Source organism: Brevibacterium sp. SIMBA_078 (genome assembly GCF_046534565.1).
Classification (GTDB): domain Bacteria; phylum Actinomycetota; class Actinomycetes; order Actinomycetales; family Brevibacteriaceae; genus Brevibacterium.
Genome location: NZ_JAWRYQ010000001.1, coordinates 1,750,538 through 1,775,738 on the forward strand (window position 1 = coordinate 1,750,538; position 25,201 = coordinate 1,775,738).

The window sequence follows — 25,201 nt, forward strand, 5'->3', positions numbered from 1 at the left end:
GTTTCAGCTCCTAGTGGTGTTGCTTGGCGGGGTTTGGTTCCAGGAGTGGATGGAACTCATCTGTGATTCGGCGGCCTCGTCCATGTGGATGGACAGGACGGGAAGAATCTCTTCGAGAGCCTCGGCACTCAGCATGTCCGAGTGCCGGGCGTCGACCTCGGTGACGTGGATGTCGCCGGTGACGAACCGACTCCATGAGTCAGGACCGGGAGTGCCGTTCGGAACGTCCCGGACCGCGGTGAAGAGCACCAGCTCACCGTCGAACGTCTCCACCGGGGCTTCGCGTATCAGTCTGGCCAGGGTGAAGAACCCGCGGGTCATCGCCGCAATGGTCTTAGGTGCGACATTGCCGAGGGGATCCCCGTGTGCACGCAGGATCTCCAGTGCCCGTTCGTCATCGAGCCCCTCCGTCGTCTCCGTGATCGCCGGATGATTGGCGCCGAGGTAGTTCGCCCACAGCTCGGACCCTTCACCGACATCGGCGTTGCGCTCCTGCCCGGTGGGGAAGGCGTCGAGAATTCCGAGGAACGCGACGGACTCGCCCTGCTCCTGAAGGCGGGTGGCCAGACGGTGAGCGAGGATGCCGCCGAGAGACCACCCGATCAGGTGGTAGGGGCCCGACGGCTGAACCGTCTGCAGGTGGTCGATGTAGTCGTCGGCGAGTTCGGTCAGCGTCTGGGCTGTCATCTCCTCCAGGTCCCCGGGCGAGAGGCCGGGCATCTGCAGTCCGATCAGCGGGCGATCCGGATCGAGACCGTGGAGCATCGCGGCGAATCCCCAACTGATGCCCGTGGCCGGGTGAACGGCGAACAACGGCGGCTTCGCACCCGCGCGGCGCAGCGGGAGCAGGCGGTGGAGGCTGTCGGCGATGGACTCCGCACTGCCTCGACCGACCTCGCGAACGAGCTGTTCGACGGTCGGTGAGCGGAACAGGGTCTGGACCGACAGATCGGCACGGAGGGCCTCGTTGACTGCTGCGATGAGCGGCCGGGCGAGAAACGAATGCCCGCCGAGTTCGAAGAACGACTCGTCGATGCCGACATGCGGCAGGGACAGCACGCGTGCGAAGATCGCGGCGACGGTCTCCTCCTGCGGCGTGCGTGGTGTCAGTCGCGATCCGACGGTCGCGGTCGACGGGTCGGGCAGGGCCGCCTCGTCGATCTTGCCGTGAGCGGTGAGGGGGATCTCGTCGATGACGACGAGGTGCGAGGGCGCCATGTAGGAGGGAACGACCGAGCGCACATGGTCGCGGGCCGCATCGGCGAGGAGGACCCGAGACGAATTCCCGGTTGAGTCCTCGGCGAGCTGGGCGTTGGTATCCGTTCTCGCGCCGACCTCGGCGACGATATAGCCGACGAGCTGCATCGTGGCAGGGTCCGCGCCGAACGGACGGACGACGGCGTCCTTGACGCCCGGCGCCTGGCGCAGGGCCTGCTCGACCTCCCCGAGCTCGACTCGGTATCCGCGCAGTTGGATCTGATCATCGCTGCGACCGATGAACACGAGCTCTGCGCCCTCGTGCCTGACGACGAGATCCCCGGTCCGGTACATGCGCTCGCCCGGGCCCCCGTAGGGGTCGGCGATGAAGCGTTCGGCGCTCAGGCCCGGTCGGCCCCGGTACCCGTGGGCCAACTGCTCGCCCGCCAGATACAGTTCCCCGATCGTCCCGGCCGGCACATGATGGAGGCGTTCATCGAGGACGTATCCGCGCATGCGCCCAAGCGGCGACCCGAGAATCGGCGTCGGGGAGGCACCCACAAGTGCGGCGAATGCGTCGACCGTGGTCTCCGTAGGCCCGTAGAGGTTGTGGGCGATGATGCCCGGGTGGCCACGCAGCCACTGCCAGAGATCGGGATCGATCGCTTCCCCGCCGAGGGCGAGGATGATCGGAGAGTCTTCTTCAGCGTTCTCAGCGATCATGCGCTCGAAATCCGGTTCGGCGGAGAGCAGACGAAGGTAACTTGGTGTCGTCTCCCAGAATCCGATGCCGAGTCGGCGCAGATCGGCCGCCAGCTGCTGTGGATCGCGTTGGACGGCCTCCGAAGCGATGTGAAGCGGATGCCCGACCACCATCCACAGCAGCGGATCCCAAGCGGCATCGAAGCCGATTCCGGTGGTGTGGGCGACCGGAATCCGGTCGGCCTCATCGGTCGGGGTCGGCAGGAACCAGGCCCGGTGGGAGGCGAGGAGGTTCGCCAAGGCCGAGTGGCCGACTGCGACACCCTTGGGCCGGCCCGTCGAGCCGGAGGTGAAGGTGACATAGGCCGCCGAATCCCGGTGAGGCGTGGGCAGCGTCGCGGTCGTGGTCGCAGCGGTTCCCCTTGGGATCGGCGTCCCCTGAGGAGCAGGCGAGGTGCGAACCGAACCGTCGTCGGGCGAGATCTCGATGATGTTCGGGGTGATCCCGGCACCGACGAGGAGGGGCGAGAGCTCTGAGGTGCTGCCCGACTGCGTGATGACGATGAGCGGTTCGGCGTCGGCGAGGATCGCAGTGGTGCGACCGCGGGGATAGTCGATGTCGATCGGGTTGAAAGCTGCACCGGACTTGAGCACGGCCAGTGTCGCGACGATGACGCCGAGGCCGCGACTCAGCCGAACGGAGACCGTTTCGCCGGCACCTGCTCCCTGGTCGATGAGCTCGTGCGCCAAACGGGACGAGGCGGCGTCGAGTTCGCGGTAGGACAGTGACGTCTGGTCGGACCGGACCGCTACGGCATCGGGCATTCGGGCTGCGGTGACGGCGAAGACGTCGAGCACCGGCGGCGGCGTGTCAGCAGGCATGTGGCCGGTGAGGGACTCGATCGCCGTCCGGGTTTCGACCGGGTCGAGCAGGGCGATGCCCTCAAGCGGTCGTTCGGGATCCTGCACGGCCTCATCGACGAATCGGGAGAATCGTCGGCAGATGTCGGCGATGGTCTCCGCGTCGAACATCGATGAGTTGTAATCGAGGACCACCGCAAGTCCCGCGTCGGCATCGCTGCGGCGGAAAGTGAACGAGAGATCGAACTTCGCGTCACCGGTCTCGACCTCAGGTTCGATGCTCGTGGTCACCCCGGGCAGCTCGAGTTTCGGTGCTGCCGACTCCTCGAGGGACAGCATGACCTGGAACAGGGGATGGCGTCCCAGTTCGCGAGGCGGATTGACCGATTCGACGAGACGCTCGAACGGCACGTCGTCGAGTTCCACAGCATCGATGACTGCGGCGCGGGTGCGAGCCAGGAGCTCGCGCAGGCCGGGGCCCGCCGAGGTGTCGGTGCGGATCGGAATGGTGTTGACGAAGAGTCCGACCATGTCTTCCAACGCCGGGTCCGAGCGGCCGGCGCTGGGGGAGCCGATGACGATGTCCTCACCGGCACCGAGCCTGCTGAGATAGCCGGCGAGCACGGAGTGCAGCGCCATGAACAGGCTGGCCCCGTTCTCCGCAGCCACCGCTGCCAGACGGGCAGAGGTACGGGCGTCGAGGCTGAAGTGATAGTGACGACCCGACTGTCTGGCGGTCGTGGGACGGGGACGATCGGCCGGCAGGGTGATGTCGGTGGGAATCCCCTCGAGCCGGTCGTGCCACGCCCGGACCTTTCGTTCCAGGAGCGGGGCCTCCGCTGCCGGGGCTTGCTCGTCCTCGAGAACATGGCGCTGCCAGAGCGCGTACTCGGCGTATTGGACCTCGAGGGTCCGCTGCATCGGATGGGCCGAGCCGCGCAGTGCGGCATAGGCGGTGGACAGGTCCTGCGTCAGCGGTCTCAGCGAGGCGCCGTCGGTGGCGATATGGTGCATCACCAGGTGGAGGACCCACTCGTCGCCTTTAGTGAAGAGGCTCGCACGAATGGGAAGGTCGCGGCTGAGGTCGAATCCGACGGCGGCCTCGTCCCGCATTCGCTCCGCGGTCTGCGTGCCAGAGGTTGTGGTGCGGCGTGCCATGAGACCCTCACCGGCGTCCGGGGGCAGGATCTGCTGGACGGGGCTGCCATCGACACTGGGGTAGACGGTGCGCAGGATCTCGTGTCGGGCGATCACGTCCGTCAGCGCCCGGCCGAGAGAATCCGCGTCGAGATCTCCGGAGAATCGGACAGCCAGGGAGATGGTGTAGTCCGAGGCATCGGTGTCGAGCTGATTGAGGAAGTGCAGCCGCGCCTGCCCATAGGACAGAGGGATCAGCTGCGGGCGGGTCTGCCCGTGCGACCGACTCCACGCGGTGAGGCTCATGGGCGGCGCACCGTCGGCCGATTCTGCCGTCATCGCGGGCTCCTCGGCGGGTGCCGGCTCGGTGCGGCCGCGAGAATCGAGTCGATTCAGCAGTGCAGCCGGGGTGGGGGAGTCGAAGATTGCGCGCAGCGGCAACTCGGTGTCGAAGGCAGTGCGGATGCGGCCGATGAGGGAGACCGCCAGCAGCGAGTGCCCGCCGAGGTCGAAGAAGTCGTCGTCGAGGCCGATCTCATCAGCACCGAGCACGGAGGAGAAGACTCGGCACATGGTGTGTTCGTCCGCGCTGCGCGCGGCTCTGGAGTCGGTGGTCCCCGAAGCAGTGGGGGCAGGCAGCCGGGAGCGGTCGAGTTTGCCGTGTGAGGTCAGCGGGATCGAGTCGAGACCGATGAGGATGTGGGGGACCATCGGTGCCGGCAGCTGGGCGGCGAGGTGATCACGGAGGGCAGCCTCGTCAGCGTCCCCGGTGTAGTAGCCGATAAGCCGTGCCGATTCGGGATCCGTGAGATTCTCGACGATGGCCGCCGCCTGGGTGACGCCGCTGCCCGAGGCCAGGGCGTTCTCGACGTCTCCGAGCTCGACCCTGTATCCGCGCAGTTTGATCTGGTCGTCATCGCGGGAGACGAAGTCGAGGCTGCCGTCGGGGTGTCGGCGCACGAGGTCGCCGGTCCGGTACATCCGAGCGCCCGGTTCGAGAGGATCGGCGACGAATCGCGTTGCCGTCTCCTTGGGCCTGTTGACGTAGCCGGAGGCGATTCCGGCGCCGGCGAGATAGAGATCGCCGACGACTCCATGTGGGACCTCACGCAGATTCTGATCGAGGACCATGGTTCGAACATTCCTGATCGGGTGCCCGATGGTGGGTCGGTCTCCCGCGACTGCGGCGGTGACGGAATCGATGGTGAATTCGGTGGGACCGTAGAAGTTGTGGGCTCGCACCTTGGGGTTCGCAGCAAGCTCCTGCCAGAGATCGGCGGGCACGGCCTCTCCGCCGAGGGCGAGCGACAGCGGGACGCGGTCTTCCTCGGTCTCGTCGTCGAACAGTCCTGAGATGATGAGCTGCCTGACGAACGACGGGGTGGTCTCGAGGGCCCGGATCTCATGCTCGCGGCAGAATCGGACGAGTGCTTCGGCATCGCGGCGGATCTCGTCGCCGACGATGTGCAGGCTCGCTCCTGCCACGAGCCAGAGCACCGGGTCCCAGGCGGCGTCGAAGCCCAACCCCGCCGTGTGCGCCGCCTGGACCGGTCCGACGTCGAGTCCCGCCTCGGCGAAGATAGTCTCCCGATGATGGGCCAGCAGATTCAGCAGTGCACTGTGGGGGACGGCCACACCCTTCGGAGTGCCGGTCGAACCCGAGGTGTACATCTCATAGGCGCGGTCGCTCGGAACCGGACGGTCGGCCCAGCGGCGACCGTGGTCGGCGGTGTCATCGGCACGTCGACCCGCCTCGGCGGTGTGGAGTTCGGCGGTGCCGATCGCTGTGCCCGGGCGGACCGGGAGTTCAGCCTCGTCGGTGATGACGGCCGCGGGGGTGCTCGCGGTGAGGATCAGCCGGATCCGCTCTCCGGGGTAGCTGAGGTCGATGGGCACAGCGACTGCCCCGATCGAGAGCACGGCCAAGGGGGCCGCGACGGCGTCGGCGGACCGGGGAAGGGCGATGGCGACGGTGTCTCCCGCTGTGATTCCGCGGGCGGCCAGGACATGAGCCATCTGGTCGATGCGGGACCCGAGGCCGGCGAAGGTCAGCTCACCGTCGTCGGCGATGAGCGCCCGACGGTCGGGATGCCTCCTGATCGTCGAATCGAGGACGTCGAGGACCGTCGACTCGGGTGCGACCGCGGCGCGGCCCTGACCCTGAGTGCGGATCTCTGCGAGCTCGTCCGGGCGCAGCACCTCGAGTTCGCGCAGCGGTGTGTGTGGGTCGGCGGCGAACTGGTCGATCACTCGCACGAATCGCGCGGCGATGGCTTCGGCGGTGGATTCGTCGAAGAGCGCGGAGTCGAACTCGAGGGAGCCGGTGATGCCGGCAGCCTCATCGACCGTGGGCATTGTTCCACCGACCGGGCGCGACACGCCGTCGTTCTCACGTTCGGCCAGGTCGAGGAGGAGGTCGAACTTCGCCTCCGACACCTCTGGCCCGGGTGCGGGTTCGACGTCGAGGTCACCCATGTCCAGAGCCGCGGGGGCAGTGTTCTGCAGGGTCAGCATGACCTGGAACAGCGGATGGAGCTGGCCCGAACGTGGGGGTGCGAGTTCGTCGACGACGCGTTCGAACGGCGCATCCTGATTGGCATAGGCGGAGAGGTTGGACGCCCGGACCCGATCGACGACATCGACGAGGCTGGGGTTGCCGGAGGTGTCGGTGCGCAGAACGATGGTGTTGACGAAGAAGCCGATGAGATCGTCGAGTTTCGTCTCCGTCCTGCCGGCGACGGGAGTGCCGATGGGAATGTCGTTGCCGGCACCGAGTCTGCTCAGCAGCACAGCGAAGGCGGCTTGCAGGACCATGAACAGACTGGCATTGCGCTCGCCGGAGAGCCGGCGCAGACCAGCGTGGGTCTCGGCGTCGATGTCGACGGGGATCCTGCGGGAGACACGGTCGGTGTTCTGTGCGCTCCTGGGCCGATCGACGGGAAGTCCGAGTTCGACCGGAGCCCCGGTCAGTGCGTCCTTCCAATAGGCCAGCTGGTCGGCGATCTCACTGTCGGGGTTGTCCTCGGAGCCGAGAGTTCTCCGCTGCCACAGCGCGTAGTCGGCGTATTGGACCGGCAGCTCGGGGATGGCGGGGGTGGTGCCGCGAGCCCGAGCGCGATAGGCAGCGGAGAGGTCACCGGCCAGGGGCCGCAGCGACCAGCCGTCGGCGGCGATGTGGTGGAGCGTGAGGAGCAGGAGATGATCCGCGGTGCCCAGCCTGATCAACAGGCACCGGATCGGCAGCTGCGACGAGACGTCGAAGCCGCGTGTGGCCTCCGCATCGACGGTGTGATCGACGAGGTCCTCGCTGATCTCCACAACGGGCAGGGCGATCTGCGCATCGTCGGCGGCGCGGACCACCTGTTCGGGCTGACCCTCGGTCCACGGGAACACGGTGCGCAGGCTCTCGTGACGAGCAACGACGTCGTTGATGGCAGCACGCAGAGCATGGGTGTCCAGGTCTCCGCGGATGCGCAGGGTGAGCGGAATGTTGTAGGCCGCGGACGCCGGGTCGAACTGGTTGAGGAACCACAGACGGCTCTGCGCGTAGGACAGGGGAATGGTCGCGGGACGGTCTGCGGCGACGAGTTCGTCTGCCGGCTCCTGTGCCGTGTCGTCGAGGTCGAGTCCGGCACTGAGTTCGCGGACGGTGGGATGGTGGAAGATCTCGCTCAGGGCGGGTGGGGACGCGAACCTCTCCCGCAGTGAGGCCACCAGCTGGGTGGCGAGCAGGGAGTGCCCGCCGAGTTCGAAGAAGTCATCGTCGATGCCGACGGTCTCCACCCCCAGCACTTGGGCGAAGGCCTCGGCCACGGCCTGCTCCTGGACTGTCCTTGGTGCTGCCGATTCCGATTGCGCCGACTGCGGTTCCGGCAGCGCGGCGCGGTCGAGCTTGCCGTTGACGGTGAGGGGAATCCGCTCGATCTGTGTGATGAATGACGGAACCATGTAGTCGGGTACGCGCGTCTTCATGCGCCGACGCACCTCGGCAGTATCGATCTGCTCATCGGCGGTGATGTAGCCGAGAAGCTGACTGTAGCCGGCCTGGTTCTGTCCCAGGATGACCGCGGCCGACCGGATCCGGCCCTCCGACTGGAGGGCGAGCTCGACCTCGGAGAGTTCGACGCGATAGCCGCGCAGTTTGATCTGCTCATCGGCCCGGCCCAGGAACTCGATGCCTCCGGCCAGAGGCCTGCGGACGATGTCGCCGGTGCGATACATTCTGGAGCCGTCGTCGGCGAAGGGGTCGGCGATGAACCGCTCTGAGGTGGTGGCCGGGCGGCCCACATAGCCGCGCGCCAGATTCAGCCCCGCAATGTAGAGCTCCCCACGCGCCTGCGCCGGAACAGGGGCCAACCGGGAGTCGAGGACGTAGTGCCTGGTGTTCGCCACGGAGCCGCCGAGGTCGGGTGAGGCACCGGCGACGATCGGAGCGGTGAGACTGTCGACCGTCGTTTCCGCCGGGCCGTACAAGTTGAAGGAGTCCACCTCGGGCAGGGCCGCGAGCTGATCCCAGAGACCGCGTTCGACCGCTTCGCCGCCCAGGGCGACGACGCTGGGATGCTCGGTGCCGCTGAACGTGCCGTGCGCGAGAAGGGCCTTGACGAATGAGGGAGTCGTCTCGATCGAGTCGATGCCGTGGGCGGCGAAGTAGTCGGTGAGAGCTTCGGGGTCACGGCGGGTGATCGAGTCGATGAGGTGGAGTTCGTGCCCGGCGAAGAGCCACAGCAGCGGATCCCAGGAGGCATCGAAAGAGATCCCTGCCGTGTGCGCCACGCGCAGTCCTCGTCCGAGTCGACGGGCGGCCGGATCGAAGATGGTCTCCTTGTGGCTGTGGAAGAGATTGAGCAGCGACCGGTGCTCGACCCCGATGCCCTTGGGCCGACCGGTCGACCCGGAGGTGAAGATGACGTAGGCGAGGTCGTCGGGAGCAGGAGTCGATCCGGTCTGCTGTGATCCGGCCTGCGCTGACCCGGTCTGGGTCGACTCGGTCGTCGGTGCTGTCGACTGTGGTTCCGCGTCGATGTCGATGACGGGTCGGTCGGTGCTCACACTCGTTTCTCCGGCGGGACCCGACACTGCAGAGGAATTGATGACGAGCACCGGCGCGGAATCGGCGATCATCGCTTCGAGGCGGTCGGCCGGATAGTCAGGGTCGAGGGGTACGTAGGCGGCACCTGTTCTGAGGATTCCGAGCACGGCGATGGGCAGCGTGGTGGACCGGCCCAAGCGTGCCGCGATGCGAGTCCCGGGCCCTGCACCGCAGTCGCGAAGACGGTTCGCGAGCTCAGTCGAGCGGCGGTCGAGTTCGCAGAAGCTGATGTGCCCGTCCTCGGCGACGACCGCGGTGGCGAATGGAGATTTGCGGGCGTGACGGGAGAATTCCTCCACCACGGTGTGGCGGGGAAGGCTCTGGGCCGGTCCCTGGCCGCCCGCGATGAGTTCGTCGGACTCGCCGGCATCGATGAGCGCGAGCCCCGACAGGTGCTGATCTTCGCTCGGATCGAACTGGCGCAGGACGGAGAGGAACTGCCGCAGGTGCTCGGCGAGGCTGTGCTGATCGTAGAGTTCGGCGTTCGCCTCGAACCGAACGATGGCCGGCCTGCTGCCTCCATCGGAGCTGGGATCCGCTCCGATGCCGTGGATGATGATCGAGAGGTCATCGACCGGGCCGGTCGACAGCAGGTGCAGCGAGGCGGTCGACATTCCGAAGTCAATGTCGTCGACGTGCGGGAAGATGTTGACCGAAGGCCCGATGTAGTCGCTGTCGGTGCTCAGCTCCTGATACTGGAAGCGCTGGTGAATGAGCGTCTCGCGCAGTGTGGCGCCGGCGTCGGCGACGAGATCTGCCGACGTCATCCCTGGTGCTGCCTGCACCTGTACCGGCAGGATCTTCGACATCATGGACGGCACTGATTTGGACAGGGCGCTGCGACGAGCAGTGACCGGAAGGCCCACCGAGATGGACTCTCGTCCGGTCATGCGGTGCAGGTAGGCCGCTGCGGCGCTGAGGATGAGAGTCGGTGCCGACCGGGAGCCGGCCAGGCGTGATGAGAGCTCCTGGGGGATGTCGGCATCGCAGGTGACAAGCCGTCGTGCCGGTGATGCCGGACGGTCGGCCAGGCCGGTGGCCGTCTCCGACTCGGAGCGCACCTGCTTCCAGAACTCGGCGTCGGTGGTGAAGCGCTGCGAGGAACGGTACTGAGCCTCCTCGGCCACCAGATCGTCGAGGTTGCCGAAGGGCGAGTCCGATGCGGTTCCCTGATCGGCGAGTTCCCGGTAGACCTGGGATTCGCGGCGGAGGACGAGGACGGCGGAATAGCCGTCGACGAGGAGGTGGTGGGCCCGCTGATAGAAGATCCAGTGGTCGGGTCCGATGTGGAACAGCTGGGACCGGAGCAGGTCACCCTCATCGACACCGTGGACGGTTTCGAGATCCTCCTGCATCAGCGCATGGGCCGAGGCTTCGGGATCCTCACTCGACTCCGTCCGCAGGTCACGGACCAGGAGATGGCTGCGTGCCGGTCCGAGCTGTTGGAAGGGACCTTTTTCGTCCTCACCGAAGACGACGTTGAGCGAGTCGGCTTCGGCTACGGTCGTGGCGACCGCCTTGCGCATTCTGTCGACATCGAGCGGCCCGCGAATATCGACGTAGAGCCCGATCTGGAACGTCGGGTTGTCTGGTTCGATCTTCTGGGCGTACCAGATTCCGCGCTGTGCTGAGGTGAGGTCGATTCGAGCGTTCTCGTCAGTCATCGTGTCTTTCGCATTGGGTGGGGGTTTCCTGGGCGAGGTTTCCGTCGGCAAGGAGGCGCGCGGGTGCTCAGCGCAACCCGGCTGTAGGCTCACGTGAGCAAGCAGGGGATCGGTCGTTACTGGAACTGTCCGATGTTGATATCGCCGAGGAGGTGGCCCAGATCGATGATCGGGCCGTTGATGAGCGCCCCCGAGGCCTCGGTCGAATCGGTCGGTGAGGTCTCGGCAGCGGAGGCGCTGACTGGCGCGGCCATGAGGCCGACCGAAATGAGGATGGCCGCGAGTGCGGCACCGGAGACGGTGCGGGCGTTGATGAGCTTGAGATTCTTCATGGTCCCTGTCCTCTTCTGGCATCGGTTGCAATCGTCCGTATGGGGACGGACATGTGTCATTCGGAAGACTCGCGAATGTGGATTGGCTGGCCAAGAGTTTTTCTTGGTCCGATGTCTCGAACCCTTCGTCACAGCACTACGACAGGGGAGGGCCGCCTCGGCGAGGGGAGACGAAAAACCACGGGTGCCGACGTCCTCATGATGAGGACATCGGCACCCGTGGTGGTTGTGGAGCGGGAGCGACCGAAGGTCAGCTCACGGCGACCTTTTCGCCGTCAGTGCACGGCACTCGGGCATGAACTTGTCGATGCCGACGATGACGCCCATTCCGTCGGGGAGCCCGACCACGGTGCGTTCAGGACCCCAGAACCTCTCGAAGAAGCCATTGATGACTGTAACCGCGAGGTCTACGCTCAAACTGATTGCAGGGCACAATCACAGCGGACTGTTGTCATCGGGTGAGCCGCGGAGGAGCACCATGAGCAGTGTCATCGTCAACCAGACCATCAGCCTCGACGGGTATGCCGCCGGGACAAACGAGACCGAGGAGCGCCCGTTCGGCGACGACGGCGGCGATGGCTGGGGCAACAGGCTGCACGCCTGGATGTTCGACCAGGGTGAGGAGAACCGTGCCGAAGTCGACCAATTGGCCGGCGCGCGTGTACACATCATGGGCCGAAACATGTTCGGGCCTGTGCGCGGCAAGTGGGACCGCGACTGGAAAGGGTGGTGGGGAGACGACCCGCCGTTCCGCGGCCCGGTATTCGTGCTCACCCTGAAAAGGTAGTTGACATGGTTGACGCGGTTGAAGTGAGGTGAGATGCTGGTTGACACGGTTGACAACATATAAGATTGAGGCCTGAGCATGAACTCGCCGACCGCTGCGCACCAACGACGTGCTGCGAACGAGCGCGCGATACTTGAGGCTGTCAGGCGCGAGCTCGCTGAAGTTCCGACAGCTGACCTGGAGAACGTCAAGGATGCCGAAGCTCTCGGCTCCAAGATGGTCGCCATGGTTCCGCGGAGTGCGGGAGGCCAACTAGGCAGAATCATCGGCCCGGTGTACTCCACTAAAGCATTGATGACGATGTGGGGAATCACCCGTCAAGGTGTGAGTAAGAGGGTCCGTGAAGGTCGCCTTTTCGTGTTGACCGTTCAGGGGCGGACACTATTCCCCGCGTTTCAGTTCAACCGCAAGCGTGTCCGCGAGGACGTCCTGCGTATAGTCGGCATTCTCCGCGTTTCAGCTGATGCGTTCACCATCGCACAATGGATGCGTACACCACTGGTCGAGGCAGGGGACCGAACACCAATTGAGCTGCTCGACGCAGATGAGACTGACCTGGTGGAGAACCTGGCCAAGCGCAGTGCTTCTCGTTGGTCTGCGTAAGTCGACGCCAAACAATGGACAGAGAGACCGTTGCACAGCGACAACCGGATCCTGATCGCGATCTGAGCACTTTCCCAAGCCGACCCGTGGATGCCGGCACACGCTGGCGGAGAGGGCACTGGCAAAAGTATGAGCCGTGGTATTTCGCTTCGGACGGAAAGGGGCGGTTCAACCTCGCTGCGCCGTTCGGTACCTGTTACTTGGCGAGCAGTGACGACGTTGCTGCTCGTGAGGCCATTGGCCCCGATATTGCTCGATCCGGTGTGGTTGCCAGCACATTTCTCGAAGGCAGGGTTGTATCGAGTCTGACTTTGGCCGAGTCGATCCAGGCGGCGCATGTCTCGAGTGATGAAGCTTTTCCGTTCGGGGTTACGTCTGAGTTGTGCTCTATGGCGAAGTTTCAAGTTCCTCGTCAGTGGGCTCATAGCTTGCACGAGTTCGGATTCGAAGGGATTTGGTACCACCCGCGATTCTCTCCAGGTGCAGATGCACGCGCCATCGCGGTATTCGGTCCAGCAGGTGTGGAAACGGGTGAAGTCCACGAGCAGAAGTCACTTCGCGCCGTTGTTGAGAGCATGGCAATCGAAATTGCCGATCCTGACAATCTCGAAGAATTCGAGATCCTGGACGAGCCGACCGAAACGTAGATACACGACGGCCCGAAGGGCCACTGTGGACTCACCAGTGTGTCAGACGATGGCATGACGATACTGCTTCCCGCCTCGGCGAGGGGAGGCGAAAAACCACGGGTGCCGACGTCCTCACGGTGAGGACGTCGGCACCCGTGGTGGTGTGGAGCGGGAGCGACAGTCGGTCAGCTCACGGCGACCTTTTCGCTTTCAGCTGGGCGAGCCGCCTCGGTGGCATTGGTCGACGTACCGTGCGTATCCGGTTCGAGCGAGAGCTCGTCGAACGGGTTCTGACCGGACAGGGTGGCGCGAGCCTGGTCCATATCGATCTCGCCGGTCCACTTGCCGATGAGCAGGGTAGCCACGGCATTGCCGGTGAAGTTCGTCAGCGCACGGCACTCGGACATGAACTTGTCGATGCCGACGATGACGCCCGCCTGCCTCAGCCCGTCTCGGTGCTCGGGGTGAACATGCGCACGATCTCGCGCTTGAGGATCTTGCCGCTGGGTCCCTTGGGGAGTTCGTCGAGGAATTCGATGATCCGCGGGATCTTGTAGGCGGCGAGATTCTCCCGACAGAACCGCTCGACCTCATCGGCGTCGAGGTCGGAGCCTGGGGTGCGGGCGATGACAGCCGTCACCTGCTGACCGTACTTCTCGTCCGGGGTGCCCACGACGCTGGCCTGATCGACCTCGGGGATCTCATAGAGGACCTCTTCGACCTCGCGCGGGTAGACGTTGTATCCGCCGTGGATAATGAGGTCCTTGATGCGGTCGACGATGAAGAGGTACCCGTCCTCGTCCACCCGGCCGAGGTCGCCGGTGCGGAACCAGCCCTCGGCGTCGAGCACCTCGGCGGTGGCCTCGGGTTTCTTCCAGTAGCCGGCCATGACCGCGGGCCCACGGAGCAGCACCTCACCCACCTCACCGGCAGGCAGCTCGTCGCCGGTGGTGGGGTCGATGATCTTGACCTCGAATCCGGGCACCGCCGGACCGACGCTCGTGGGCTTCCTCGTCCCGTGCAGCGGGTTGAAGGTGCCCAGCCCGGACGTCTCCGTGAGCCCGTAGCCCTCGGCCAGCGGTGCCGTGAAGCGATCTTCGACCCGACGGACCACCTCGGCGGCGATCGAGGCGCCTCCCGAGCTGATGATGCGCAGGTCCGGGGCGTCGCCCTCGGGTGCCTTCGCCAGCACCGACATCCACATCGTCGGTACGCCGGAGACGATGGTCGTCTCATCCTCGGCGAGGGAATCGATGAAGGCCTGCGGATCCCAACGGGGGAAGAGCGTCACCGGTGCGCCGGCACTCATCGCCGGCAGGGTGACGGCCGCCAGACCGAACACGTGGAAGAGGGGCAGACCGGTCGCGGACCGATCCGACGGGGTGGCCTCGATCATTTCGCGGACGATGTCGGTGGCCGAAATGAAATTGCCCAAGGTCAGCATCGTCCCCTTCGGCTTGCCCGTCGTGCCCGAGGTATAGAGGAGCGCGGCGAGGTCATCCCAGGCGAAATCGGCACGATCGACGGTGACATCGGACTCGGCGCCCACCTCGGCGCGCGGACCCTCATTGCCGACGATGGCCAGGGTCCGGAAGCCGACATCGTGCTGCGCAGCCGCGGTCTTCCCTGCCTCGGCCGAAGCAGGATGAGCCACGAGCACGCGGGCCTCCGAGTCGGCGAGGATGTAGTCGAGCTCCCTGACCGTCGAGAGCGGATTGACGGCGACGACCACCAGCCCGGCAGCGTGCGCACCGAAGAACTCGACGAGGAACTCCGGGCAGGTGGGCGCGATGAGCACGATCCGATCACCCGGGCGGACATCCGCAGTCAGGTACCGGTCACGCGCGGCACCGATCTCGCCGAGGAGGCGCACCTTCGACAGTGACACCCGATCCGGTCCCGGAGGCGTGGCCGCTGCGACGGACTCCGGGTACTTCTCCGCCCACGGGGTGAGCAGGTCAATGATCGATGTGCGGGTCATGAAACTCCTTCGGATCACGACGTGGACGGGCCCGCGGCGGGGCTCGACAGCAATACGTGGATGCTGAAATACTTGAACCTGAGTACAGGTTCAACTATAGGTCGGTCGCGTTTCGGACACAACGGGGTGCGCCGGAGAGGAAGAGGGCTATGGACATCGAGGGACGCACCGCCGTCGTCACCGGGGCGGCATCGGGGATCGGGGCGGCGCTGGCCGCGGCCCTGTACGAGCGCGGAGCCCGAGTGCTGCTCGCCGACCTCGCTGAGGCGGTCGCGGACACCGCGACGCAACTGGGCCAACCGCACTGGACCGGGGACGTCTCCACGGCGACAGGCGTGGACGATCTGTTGGCCACCGCCGAGAGCGAGCTCGGCGACGTCGAGCTCTACTTCGCCAATGCCGGGATCGCCGGAGCCTCCGGAATCGGCGGCGAACGCGACTGGGACCGCATCCTCGACGTCAACTTGCGGGCGCACGTCCGCGCCGCAGAACGGCTCGTGCCCCGCTGGCAAGCTCGGGGAGAAGGATATTTCGTGGCCACCGCCTCGGCGGCGGGACTGCTCACGCAGATCGGGCAGGCCGGCTACTCGGTGACCAAGCACGCCGCGCTCGCCTTCGCCGAATGGCTGTCGGTGACCTATGGCGACGACGGCGTGGGCGTCTCCGTGCTCGCCCCGATGGGAGTGAACACGAAGATCCTGTGGGGCGAAGACCCGGACTCCCTGACTGCAGAGGAACTCGCCGCCCAACGGGCCGTGTCCGAGGCCGGCAATGTTCTTGAGCCGGCGGACGTCGCCAAGACCGTCATGGCCGCCGTCGAAGCCGAGACCTTCCTCATCCTGCCCCACCCCGAAGTCCTGGATATGTACCGGATGAAGGGGTCGGACTACGACCGCTGGATCCGCGGGATGCGCCGCTACCAGGCAAAGCTGCGTGGCAGCGGCGCTGCGGGCTGAGCCGATTAAGCAGGCTGGGCCGCGACGGTCTCCGTGCGCAGGTGCTCACCTGGCACGGCCGTCGGGGACTGCCTGACGGATTTCGGGTTCGTCTCCTTCAGAGCCAAGGTCGACACAACCGTGATCAGCGCCATCGCACACACGAACAGCGTGATCCCCAGCGTCGATCCGTCCATCTTCGCGATCAGCCACGTCATGACGATGGGCGTCGAGCCCGACACGACGATCGCGCTGAGCTGATAGGCCAGAGAGACCGCGGAGAAGCGGATCTGCGGGGCGAACAATTCGCCGAAGTACGCGGCGATCGGGGCGTAGATGAGTGACTGGAACACGCTGGCCACGCTGATCGAGACCGCGAAGAGGACGATGTCCGTCGTATTGATCAGGGCGAAATAGGGGAACGCCCACGCCAGCAGGCCGACGCCACCGATGATGATGACCGGACGGCGACCGATCTTATCGGCGAGCCTGCCGCCGATCAGAATGGTGGCGATGCCGAACACGCAGGAGAGCATGGCGGCGATGAGCATCTGTCCGTAGTCCATCCCCAGGTAGCTCGTGCCGTAGGACAGGGCACCGGCGATCGTGATGTAGAAGACGCAGTTCGTTCCCGACAGTGTGCCCGCCGCCAGCAGGATCGTCTTCCAGTGCGATCTGATCGCCTGCCACAGTGGGGCCTGCACGACCTTCGGCTTGGCCGCGGACACATCGTTCTCGAGCTTCCTGAACTCGGGGGAGTCCTCGACCTTGAGCTGGATGTACATGACGATCGGCACGAGCAGCGCCGTGGCCCAGAACGGGATCCGCCAGCCCCAGGAGACGAATGCCGCCTCATCGACTGCGGACGAGACGATGACGAAGGCCAGATTGCCCAGCAGGGCGCCGGTGGGAACGCCGACCTGCATGAACGAGCCCGAGAATGCTCGGTGCTTGGGCCCGGCGGACTCGCTGAGCAGCAGTGCCAGTCCGCCCCACTGGGCGCCGCAGGCGATGCCCTGGATGAATCGGCACGTGACGAGCAGGACCGGGGCCATGATGCCGATGCTCCCGGCCGAGGGCAGGCAGCCGATGAGGAAGGTGAAGACAGCCATGCCCAGCAGGGCGATGACCACCATCGGTTTGCGGCCGATCTTGTCGCCGAAGTTGCCGGCGACGAGCCCGCCGACCGGCCGCGCGATGAAGCCGGTGGCGAAGGTCGAGAACGACAGGAGTGTGCCGGTGACCCCGCTCGCATCAGGGAAGAAGACCTGAGGGAAGACCAGTGCGGCCGCTGTGCCGTAGAGGAAGAAGTCGTACCACTCGATTGAGGAGCCGACGAGACCGGCGGCTCGCAGCCCGGCATGCTTGGCCGGTGCCGCCTGCGGTGGGGTGGTTTGTGCGGTGGCTGACATGGGAGATTTCCTTCATCGTTGAAAATGGTCTCTCAGTGCATGTGGTCAGTGCATGTGGTCGGTGCGTGCATGGGGTCGGTACGTGTAGTCAGCGCATGTCACTCGAAGTAGCGGCGCGGATTCTTCACCAGCATCGTGTCGATATCGTCTTCGGATACGCCCTTGTCCAGCAGCATCGGAATGACGTCGTCGCTGATGTGGCGGAAGTGCCAGTTCGGCTGGATCTGCGCCTTCTCTTCCTGAGTGAAGTAGTCGATGTAGCACGCTGCATCGTGGGCCAGGGTGATGCGTTCGACATAGCCGCGACGGACGAGTTCGACGATGGTGTCTACGCGCGGTTCGGTCGGCAGATAGGCGTCGATGCCGAACCGGTCCATGCCCAGGAACGATCCGTTCTCGGCGATCTGGGACAGGTAGTCAAGATCCGTCGAATCGCCCGAGTGGCCGATGATGACCTTCTCCAGCACCGCGCCCTCCTCCTTGAGCACACGCTGCGTGACCAGGCCGGAGCCGGTAGCCGGATTGGTGTGCACGGTGATGGGAGCACCGGTCTGAGCGCTCGCCTGACCCACCGCCCGCATCGTGCGCTCGACTCCCTCGGTGAGTCCGGGGGATTCGATGGCGCATTTGAGGAATGCGGCCTTGACGCCGGTGTCGGCGATGCCCTCCGTGAGGTCGCGGACGAACAGCCCCACGAGTGGTTCCGGTTCGTCGATGAGCAGGCCCGGGCCGCGATGTTCGAACTGGTGGGGGAGATCGGTGAAGGTGTAGAGGCCGGTGGCCACGATGATGTTGAGATCGGTCTGCTCGGCCACCTTCTGCACTCGGGGGATGTAGCGTCCGAGGCCGACGACCGTGGGATCGAAGATCGTGTCGATGCCTGCGGCCTTGAGGTCATTGAGCTTGGTCACGGCGTCGGAGATTCTCTCCTCGTCGTCCCATGTCGTGTCATAGTTCTGCCGCATCTCCTCGCTGAGGACGAAGATGTGCTCGTGGACGAGGGTCCTGCCGAGTTCGCTGCTGTCGATGGTGCCGGTGACGGTCTGGACTTCTGTCATGGGTGCCGCTCCTTTGCGTAGACGTCCCTGCCGTGTGGTGTGTTTCGGTTGCACCTTGAAGTGACCCGGCATACACGGCTAGTCTCAGACTAATGAATCTGAACTCAATTTCAAGAGTGGTTTCAGATTCCGGATTCACCTGATCGATTCCGACTCGCTCCACTGATCGAAAGGCAGACAATGACGACTCCCATCAGGCCCACGACGATCGCCGAGATCGACGCGCTCGTCGGCAAGGAACTCGGTCCCACCGGCTGGCACACGCTCGTCCAGGACGACATCAACACCTTCGCCGACCTGACGAATGACCACCAGTGGATCCACGTCGATGAGGATCGTGCCGCTGAGGGTCCCTTCGGCGGCACGATCGGCCACGGTCTGTTCACCCTGTCTCTGGGACCGGCGTTCATGGAGGAGCTCATGGCCTTCGACGGGTTCGCCCACAGTCTCAACTACGGCTACGACAAGGTGCGCTTCCCGCAGCCTCGACCGGTGGGCTCGAAGGTGCGCATGCGGGCCACGATCTCCGCCGTCGACCCGCGCGGAACCGGTTCCGCACAGGTGACCACCACCCAGATCTTCGAAGCAGACGGCATCGAGAAGCCGATCTGCGTCGCCGAATCACTCGGCTACTTCACCGAACACGGCGCAGATATCTGAAAAAGGGAGTTTCCATGGACATGTCGACACTGTTTGCACTGAAGGGGCGCAGCGCGCTGATCACCGGCGGCTCGCGCGGGATCGGCAGGATGATCGCCGAGGGGTTGGTGCAGTCGGGCGTGCGCGCCTATATCACCGCCCGCAAGGCCGAGGCCTGTGACGCGACCGCGGCCGAGCTGTCCGAACAGGGAACCTGTGTGTCCCTGCCCGGCGACATTTCGACGAAGGAGGGACTCGCCTCGGTGGTGGCCCGACTCCGGGAGCACGAGACGAATCTGGACATTCTCGTCAACAACGCCGGTGCCGCCTGGGGTGCGCCGTTCGACGAGTTTTCGGAGGACGGGTGGGACAAGGTCATGGACCTCAACCTCAAGGCGATGTTCTTCCTCACCCAGGCACTCGCGCCGGACCTGCGGGCCGCCGCGGCCGCGGGCGACCACCTCGCCAAAGTCATCAACGTCGCCTCGATCGACGGCATCCGACCCAATCCGCTGGAGACCTACAGCTATCACGCGTCCAAGGCCGGAGTGGTCCACCTGACCAAACGCTTGGCCTCCCGACTGGCCCCAGACGGAGTGATCGTCAGCGGCATCGCCCCCGGAGCCTTCGGGACGAAGATGAACAAGGACGCCCGCGACCACGGCGACGAGGTGAAGACGCAGATCCCGGCAGGACGGATCGGCACCGGTGAGGACATGGCCGGAGTCGCGGCCTACCTCGCTTCTCGGGCCGGGGACTACGTCGTGGGGGAGACGATCGTCGTCGACGGCGGTGTCGTCGCCTCGTCTCGTCTCTGACGTCCTCGACGACGACCCAGTCGGCCGCCCCGCTGACGGCTTCACTCGCTGCTCCGCCCAGATCCGCTCCCGATCGACCGCCCTGACAGCATCACCCACGTGGCGAACCCAAACGAAAGGACCCCCGACCATCATGAGAGCAATGCAGCTGAGAGCCACCGACGGCCCCGGCTCCCTCGAACTGCGCGACATCGAGACTCCGACACCCGGGCCTGGCGAGGTCCTCATCGACGTCGCCTATGCCGGCGTGACCTTCCCCGAACTGCTCCAATCTCGCGGGCAGTACCAGATGCAGCCGCCGCTGCCCTACACAGTGGGGTCGGAAGTCTCCGGAGCCGTGCGTGAGCTGGGCGAAGGCGTCACCGGTCTCAGCGTCGGCGACCGCGTCGTCGGGGTGGCGAATACGGGGGCCTACGCGGAGTCCATCGTCGTCCCGGCCGCCAGCGTCCTCCCGCTTCCGGAGTCCGTATCGCTGACCGCAGGAGCAGGAATGCCGATGAACCTACTGACCGCGGACTTCGCGCTGCGCGTGCGCGGGAGACTCGAACCGGGTCAGACGGTCCTCGTCCACGGCGCCGCAGGCGGACTCGGCAGCGCCCTCGTCCAGGTCGCCCGCGCCTACGGCGGAGAAGTCGTGGGCGTGGTCTCGACCGAGGAGAAGGCGGAAACGGTGCGCAGCCTCGGCGCTTCTCGTGTGGTCTTGGCCGAACGGTTCAAAGACACGGTCAAGGACCTGCTCCCTGGCGGTGTCGACCTCGTCGCCGACCCGGTCGGCGGTGATCGGTTCACCGATTCCCTGCGCACACTGAAGACCTTCGGCACTCTTCTGGTCCTCGGATTCACCGCAGGATCCATCCCCGAAGTCAAGGTCAACCGTCTGCTGTTGAACAACATCTCCGTGGCCGGAGTGGGGTGGGGCGCGGCACTGGCCGGACGACCGGAGATGGTCGCCACCCAGTGGGACACGCTGTGGCCGCATCTGAGTTCAGGGGCACTCGATCCCGTCATTCACAGCGTGCTCCCGTTGGAAAGGGCGCAGGAGGCCCTCGAGCTCATCGACTCCCGATCCGTGCGCGGCAAGGTCGTCCTCGAAGTCAGAGGAGAGACCGGCGGCGCCGGTGCCCATGATCAACAGACCTGACACCGCATACACCCTCTCACCGAGAAAGCAGGAACTATGGACTTCGCACCAGATGAGACGACCCGCGACTACCAATCCAGACTCAACGCCTTCATGGACGACTTCGTCTACCCGGCTGAGCCGGTCTACCACCGGCAGCGGGCCGAGGCCGGGGACCCGAACTTCCACCCGCCCGTCCTCGAAGACCTCAAACGTGAGGCCCGGTCCCAGGGACTGTGGAACCTGTTCCTGCCGTACGACGAATGGGGTGCAGGACTGACGAACCTCCAGTACGCCCACCTCGCCGAGATCACGGGACGCAGCGCAGAGATCGCCCCCGAGGCCATCAACTGCAACGCCCCCGATACCGGGAACATGGAAGTGCTTGCGCTCTTCGGAACCGACGAACACAAGGAGAAGTGGCTCAAGCCGCTGCTCGACGGTGAGATCGCCTCGGCGTTCTGCATGACGGAGCCAGCGGTGGCGAGCTCTGATGCGACGAACATCGAGATGAGCATCGTTCCTGATGGGGACGACTATGTGCTCAATGGGCGGAAATGGTTCGCCTCGAACGCTCTGCACGCCAACTGTCGGGTCTTCATCGTCATGGGCAAGACCGACCCGAACGCCGAGGCCCACCGACAGCAGTCGATGCTCGTCGTCCCCAAGGACACCCCCGGCATCACCGTCGTCCGGGGACTGCCCGTGTTCGGCTACCTCGACCGGGAAGGCCACGCCGAGGTGGTGTTCGAGGACGTGCGAGTGCCGAAGACCGCGCTGCTGTCCGGTGAGGGCGACGGATTCGCCATCAGCCAAGCCCGGCTGGGCCCGGGCCGCATCCACCACTGCATGCGCTCGATCGGGATGGCCGAACGCGCCCTCGACCTGCTCATCGACCGTGCTCAGGAGCGGGTGACCTTCGGTCAGCCGCTGGCAGAGCGGGCGAACATCCAGGACTGGATCGCCGAGGCGCGCGTCGAGATCGAAGCCACCCGCCTCCTCGTGCTCAAAGCTGCGTGGATGATGGACACGGTCGGCAACAAGGAAGCGGCCACGGAGATCGCGGCCATCAAGGTCAAGGCCCCGAACATGGCGCTTGAGATCATCGACCGGGCGATCCAGGTCCACGGTGGCGGCGGAGTCACCGACGATTTTCCGTTGGCCAGCTTCTACGCCCATCAGCGCACCCTGCGTTTGGCCGATGGCCCCGACGAAGTCCACAAACGTTCGATCGCGCGGCGTGAACTGCGGCGCAGGAAGAACGCACGGGAGTCTCGATGAGCGTCGAACTCGATCTGCCGAGCCTGGCCGGCTGGATGCGGGACGCGGGCGAACCGGTGACCGGTTCGCTCCGCGGTGCCCGTGTGGGTCAGGGGCAGTCGAATCTCACCTACCGTATCGACGACGAGGCGGGCCGGTCCTGGATCGCCCGTCGGCCCCCGCTGGGACATCTCCTCGCCTCGGCCCATGACGTGGCCCGCGAGTTTCGGATCATCTCCGCACTGCAGTCGACCGAAGTGCCGGTGCCTGCCACAGTCGGAGTCTGTGAGGATCCCGCGGTCGCCGATGTCCCCGTCGTCATCATGGAACATGTCGAGGGAACCGTCATCGACGATGAGGAGGCCGCGCGCAAGCTCGCCCCCGAAGTACGCAGACGTCTCGGTCTCGAACTGGCTCGGACCCTGGCGAAGATCCATGTCGCTGATATCGACGCCGTGGGCTTGGGTGACCTGGCTTCGCGGAAGCCCTACGCGCCGAGGCAGCTGAAGAGGTGGAGCCGCCAACTCGAGGAGAGCCGGACTCAGGACCGCCCGGATCTCGACGCACTGACGACGGTGCTGACCGAGCACCTGCCCGAGCCTGGCGAGATCACTCTGGTCCATGGCGACTTCCACATCCGCAACGTCATCATCGACGACGCCACCGGTGACATTCGGGCTGTTCTCGATTGGGAACTGGCGACATTGGGTGACCCGCTGGCCGATGTGGGCAGCTCGTTGGCGTATTGGACTCAGGCCGGCGAGACGCCCGATGAACCCCTAGCCCCCACGGCAGTGGACGGATTCCCGACCCGGGCCGAGATCGCTGCCGAATACCTGGCGGCATCGGGCCGCAGCGGGCGAACACTCGGTTTTTGGCACACACTGGGGCTGTGGAAGATCGCGATCATCGCCGAGGGCATCCGTCGTCGGGTGTCGGAGAACCCTGAGAATGCTGCCGCCCATGGCGTGCCCACAGCGCGTGACATCCAGGAACTCATTGATCAGGGATGGGCCGTTGCGCGGGAGAGCGGGCTGGCATCATGAGGCCCTCACCTCGCTCGCACCGAAGAGATGGATTGTAGGATTGGCTGTCATGTCGATGACCGAAGATTCAGCTGAGGATCTGCCCACGCTCGTGGATGGCGCGCTCCTGCGTGATATGCCGACGACCACGCGAGGAATCCGCACCCGAGCGGCCTTGGTCGCCGCCGCTCGAGTCGTGTTCGAACGTGATGGTTTCATCGATTCTCGGCTGACCGACATCACCAAAGAGGCCAAGTGCTCCACGGGCACGTTCTACACCTACTTCGACAGCAAGGAGCAGGCTTTCGCTGCTGTGCTCAGCGAAGCCCAGGAGGACATGCTCCACCCGGGCCCGCCGCACAGCGGCGACGAAGAGCGCACCGTTGTCGAGCAGCTCCAAGCCGGACATCGGGCCTATGTCGAGTCGTATAAGCGCAACGCGAAGCTGATGCTCCTGCTCGAACAGGTCGCCGCGATCGACGCGAACTTCCGTCGCCTGCGCCTCGACCGGGCGAGGGCCTTCGCCGAACGCAATTGCCGGTGGATCCAAAAGCTCCAGGACGAAGGCTACGTGGACCCGAGCCTCGACCCCCTCATGTCCGCCCGGGCGCTGTCAGCGATGGTCGGGCGGATGGCGTACTTCAAATATGCGGTCGAGGAACCAGGGTGGGGCAGTGACGATCTGATCGTGGAGACTGCGACGAAACTGTGGATCAACGCACTGGGCATTCCCACCGACGGTTCACGTCGCAAATAGCAGTCACCGGGCCGCCGGGTGCCCAGCATCGGCCGACGGCCCAGCGGCCGGTGGCGGGTGGCCGCTGGACCGAGAACCCATGCACCTTGATCAACGAGGAGACTGACCCATGACAATATCGACGACGTCCCAGCCCTTTAGCGGTGCCCCGTTCGACAACGCCTCGGTGGCCGCACGCTTGGCAGAGCTGCCGGCGACTGCTGACGCCGAGGCGCTGACGGTGACCACTGACCAGGGGGAGTTCACCGCTTTCCGAGCAACGCCGACGCACCCGGATCCCGACCTCGGCGAGGCGATCCTTCTGCACGGGTGGCCTGAATACGCCTCCTGCTGGGAGAGGACTGCTGGCCTGCTCCTCGCACAGGGGATGGGGGTGTTCGCCTATGACCAACGAGGATATTCGCCGGGAATACGGCCGGATTCAGTCGGGGAGTATACGATCGCGCGCCTGGTCGCCGACCTCGACGAAGTCTCCCGCGCGGCGGGACTCGAACGCTTCCACCTCGTCGGTCATGATTGGGGCGGACTGGTCGCGTGGCCCTTTGTCGCGAACCACCCGCAGCGTCTGCACACCTGCACCGTCGTGTCGACGCCGCACCCCCGAGCGCTGGGCAAACAACTGAAGACGGACGACGATCAGTATGAACGCATGGGCTATATGCGGTCGATCCAAGACCACCCGGAGGGAGTGGCCCGAACATTGCTGCGCGATGTCGGAAAGAAGCTGGTCGATCTCTACGGCGGCGCCGTCCCCGAAGATCTCGCAGCCTCCTATGTTGCGCGATTCAGTGAACCGGGGGCTTTTCTGTCCGTGCTCAAGTACTACCAGGCGATGGATGGCCGCGATCGGACGCCGAGCACTCCCGTCACGGTGCCCACCAGTCTTGTGTGGGGCAGCGAGGACATCGCATTCTCCCGCACAACTGCAGAGCTCAGCGCTCGCTACGTCGATGGGCCCTATCGTTTTGTCCCTCTCGAGGGCGCGTCTCATTGGCTTCCCGAATCACACCCGAACGACATCGCTTCCACGGTCATCAACCAGGCACGGGAGCACGCGGCGGACCGCCTGAGATGTAATTAGTTTCCCGGCGGCCCGGAGGACCGCTGTGAACCCGCCAGGGCGTCAGCCGATGACATGACGATACTGCGCCCCCGCCTCGGCGAGGGGAGACGAAGCACCACGGGTGCCGAC

At 65.4% G+C, this 25,201-nt stretch carries 17 protein-coding genes and 1 pseudogene; 11 read left to right on the top strand and 7 right to left on the bottom strand.

Translation table 11 applies throughout. The features are described from left to right. Window positions 1-3: 3 nt before the first annotated feature. From SB749_RS07705 to SB749_RS07715, 3 genes are all read right to left on the bottom strand, one after another. Complete coding sequence (locus SB749_RS07705; protein ID WP_410709817.1) at window positions 4-10,653, bottom strand: amino acid adenylation domain-containing protein; 10,650 nt, start codon at window positions 10,651-10,653, stop codon at window positions 4-6. Between the two features lie 116 nt (window positions 10,654-10,769). Further along, the gene (locus SB749_RS07710) at window positions 10,770-10,985 is read right to left on the bottom strand and encodes a hypothetical protein (RefSeq protein ID WP_410709818.1); all 216 of its coding nucleotides are present in this window, start codon (window positions 10,983-10,985) and stop codon (window positions 10,770-10,772) included. A 255-nt stretch (window positions 10,986-11,240) separates the two neighbouring features. Further along, the gene (locus SB749_RS07715; RefSeq protein WP_410709819.1) at window positions 11,241-11,402 is read right to left on the bottom strand and encodes a hypothetical protein; all 162 of its coding nucleotides are present in this window, start codon (window positions 11,400-11,402) and stop codon (window positions 11,241-11,243) included. 61 nt (window positions 11,403-11,463) lie between these two features. On the opposite strand from SB749_RS07715, the gene SB749_RS07720 reads away from it, so the two are divergent. The 3 genes from SB749_RS07720 (at window position 11,464) to SB749_RS07730 (ending at window position 13,022) form a co-directional block, all read left to right on the top strand. Further along, the gene (locus SB749_RS07720) at window positions 11,464-11,772 is read left to right on the top strand and encodes a dihydrofolate reductase family protein (RefSeq protein ID WP_410709820.1); all 309 of its coding nucleotides are present in this window, start codon (window positions 11,464-11,466) and stop codon (window positions 11,770-11,772) included. 78 nt (window positions 11,773-11,850) lie between these two features. After that, the gene (locus tag SB749_RS07725; protein WP_410709821.1) at window positions 11,851-12,375 is read left to right on the top strand and encodes a hypothetical protein; all 525 of its coding nucleotides are present in this window, start codon (window positions 11,851-11,853) and stop codon (window positions 12,373-12,375) included. Between the two features lie 14 nt (window positions 12,376-12,389). Further along, complete coding sequence (locus tag SB749_RS07730; protein WP_410709822.1) at window positions 12,390-13,022, top strand: RES family NAD+ phosphorylase; 633 nt, start codon at window positions 12,390-12,392, stop codon at window positions 13,020-13,022. Window positions 13,023-13,189: 167 nt separating this feature from the next. On the opposite strand, the pseudogene SB749_RS07735 reads toward SB749_RS07730, so the two are convergent. Together SB749_RS07735 and SB749_RS07740 are read right to left on the bottom strand one after the other, a co-directional pair. Continuing rightward, window positions 13,190-13,468: pseudogene (locus SB749_RS07735) on the bottom strand (C4-dicarboxylate transporter DctA); the annotation flags it as partial. After that, entirely contained in the window at window positions 13,447-14,985 is a 1,539-nt protein-coding gene (locus SB749_RS07740) for an AMP-binding protein (RefSeq protein WP_410709823.1), read from the bottom strand. The gene SB749_RS07740 and the pseudogene SB749_RS07735, both read right to left, overlap by 22 nt. Window positions 14,986-15,134: 149 nt before the next feature. On the opposite strand from SB749_RS07740, the gene SB749_RS07745 reads away from it, so the two are divergent. Next, entirely contained in the window at window positions 15,135-15,941 is an 807-nt protein-coding gene (locus tag SB749_RS07745) for an SDR family oxidoreductase (protein WP_410709824.1), read from the top strand. A 5-nt stretch (window positions 15,942-15,946) separates the two neighbouring features. Here the strand turns inward: SB749_RS07745 and SB749_RS07750 are convergent, their stop codons facing one another. Together SB749_RS07750 and SB749_RS07755 are read right to left on the bottom strand one after the other, a co-directional pair. After that, a complete protein-coding gene (locus SB749_RS07750) occupies window positions 15,947-17,332 on the bottom strand; it encodes an MFS transporter (protein WP_410709825.1) in 1,386 nt (461 codons plus the stop codon). 98 nt (window positions 17,333-17,430) lie between these two features. Further along, complete coding sequence (locus SB749_RS07755; protein WP_410709826.1) at window positions 17,431-18,390, bottom strand: phosphotriesterase; 960 nt, start codon at window positions 18,388-18,390, stop codon at window positions 17,431-17,433. 180 nt (window positions 18,391-18,570) lie between these two features. Here SB749_RS07755 and SB749_RS07760 point away from each other — a divergent pair, with 180 nt between their 5' ends. From SB749_RS07760 to SB749_RS07790, 7 genes are all read left to right on the top strand, one after another. Next, a complete protein-coding gene (locus SB749_RS07760; RefSeq protein ID WP_410709827.1) occupies window positions 18,571-19,050 on the top strand; it encodes a MaoC family dehydratase in 480 nt (159 codons plus the stop codon). Between the two features lie 14 nt (window positions 19,051-19,064). Further along, window positions 19,065-19,847 carry an SDR family oxidoreductase gene (locus SB749_RS07765; RefSeq protein ID WP_410709828.1) on the top strand — a complete coding sequence of 261 codons (783 nt, stop codon included), beginning with the start codon at window positions 19,065-19,067 and terminating at the stop codon, window positions 19,845-19,847. A 133-nt stretch (window positions 19,848-19,980) separates the two neighbouring features. Continuing rightward, window positions 19,981-20,988 (top strand): NADPH:quinone oxidoreductase family protein, encoded by a 1,008-nt coding sequence (locus tag SB749_RS07770; protein ID WP_410709829.1) that lies wholly within the window; start codon window positions 19,981-19,983, stop codon window positions 20,986-20,988. Between the two features lie 36 nt (window positions 20,989-21,024). Continuing rightward, a complete protein-coding gene (locus SB749_RS07775) occupies window positions 21,025-22,248 on the top strand; it encodes an acyl-CoA dehydrogenase family protein (RefSeq protein WP_410709830.1) in 1,224 nt (407 codons plus the stop codon). Further along, window positions 22,245-23,273, top strand: a complete 1,029-nt coding sequence (locus SB749_RS07780) for a phosphotransferase family protein (RefSeq protein ID WP_410709831.1) — start codon at window positions 22,245-22,247, stop codon at window positions 23,271-23,273. Before SB749_RS07775 ends, SB749_RS07780 begins: the two co-directional genes overlap by 4 nt. 49 nt (window positions 23,274-23,322) lie before the next feature. After that, the gene (locus SB749_RS07785; RefSeq protein WP_410709832.1) at window positions 23,323-24,009 is read left to right on the top strand and encodes a TetR/AcrR family transcriptional regulator; all 687 of its coding nucleotides are present in this window, start codon (window positions 23,323-23,325) and stop codon (window positions 24,007-24,009) included. Window positions 24,010-24,118: 109 nt separating this feature from the next. Next, on the top strand, window positions 24,119-25,090 hold the full coding sequence (locus SB749_RS07790; protein WP_410709833.1) for an alpha/beta fold hydrolase: 972 nt from the start codon (window positions 24,119-24,121) through the stop codon (window positions 25,088-25,090). The last annotated feature ends 111 nt before the right edge of the window (window positions 25,091-25,201 follow it).

Bases quoted from the DNA above. Each gene is read 5' to 3' on its own strand.
- SB749_RS07755 (WP_410709826.1), bottom strand. From the start codon at position 18,390: ATGACAGAAGTCCAGACCGTCACCGGCACCATCGACAGCAGCGAACTC.
- SB749_RS07720 (WP_410709820.1), top strand. From the start codon at position 11,464: ATGAGCAGTGTCATCGTCAACCAGACCATCAGCCTCGACGGGTATGCC.
- SB749_RS07785 (WP_410709832.1), top strand. From the start codon at position 23,323: ATGTCGATGACCGAAGATTCAGCTGAGGATCTGCCCACGCTCGTGGAT.
- SB749_RS07765 (WP_410709828.1), top strand. From the start codon at position 19,065: ATGGACATGTCGACACTGTTTGCACTGAAGGGGCGCAGCGCGCTGATC.
- SB749_RS07750 (WP_410709825.1), bottom strand. From the start codon at position 17,332: ATGTCAGCCACCGCACAAACCACCCCACCGCAGGCGGCACCGGCCAAG.
- SB749_RS07705 (WP_410709817.1), bottom strand. From the start codon at position 10,653: ATGACTGACGAGAACGCTCGAATCGACCTCACCTCAGCACAGCGCGGA.
- SB749_RS07745 (WP_410709824.1), top strand. From the start codon at position 15,135: ATGGACATCGAGGGACGCACCGCCGTCGTCACCGGGGCGGCATCGGGG.
- SB749_RS07770 (WP_410709829.1), top strand. From the start codon at position 19,981: ATGAGAGCAATGCAGCTGAGAGCCACCGACGGCCCCGGCTCCCTCGAA.
- SB749_RS07710 (WP_410709818.1), bottom strand. From the start codon at position 10,985: ATGAAGAATCTCAAGCTCATCAACGCCCGCACCGTCTCCGGTGCCGCA.
- SB749_RS07780 (WP_410709831.1), top strand. From the start codon at position 22,245: ATGAGCGTCGAACTCGATCTGCCGAGCCTGGCCGGCTGGATGCGGGAC.
- SB749_RS07740 (WP_410709823.1), bottom strand. From the start codon at position 14,985: ATGACCCGCACATCGATCATTGACCTGCTCACCCCGTGGGCGGAGAAG.
- SB749_RS07760 (WP_410709827.1), top strand. From the start codon at position 18,571: ATGACGACTCCCATCAGGCCCACGACGATCGCCGAGATCGACGCGCTC.
- SB749_RS07775 (WP_410709830.1), top strand. From the start codon at position 21,025: ATGGACTTCGCACCAGATGAGACGACCCGCGACTACCAATCCAGACTC.
- SB749_RS07725 (WP_410709821.1), top strand. From the start codon at position 11,851: ATGAACTCGCCGACCGCTGCGCACCAACGACGTGCTGCGAACGAGCGC.
- SB749_RS07790 (WP_410709833.1), top strand. From the start codon at position 24,119: ATGACAATATCGACGACGTCCCAGCCCTTTAGCGGTGCCCCGTTCGAC.
- SB749_RS07730 (WP_410709822.1), top strand. From the start codon at position 12,390: ATGGACAGAGAGACCGTTGCACAGCGACAACCGGATCCTGATCGCGAT.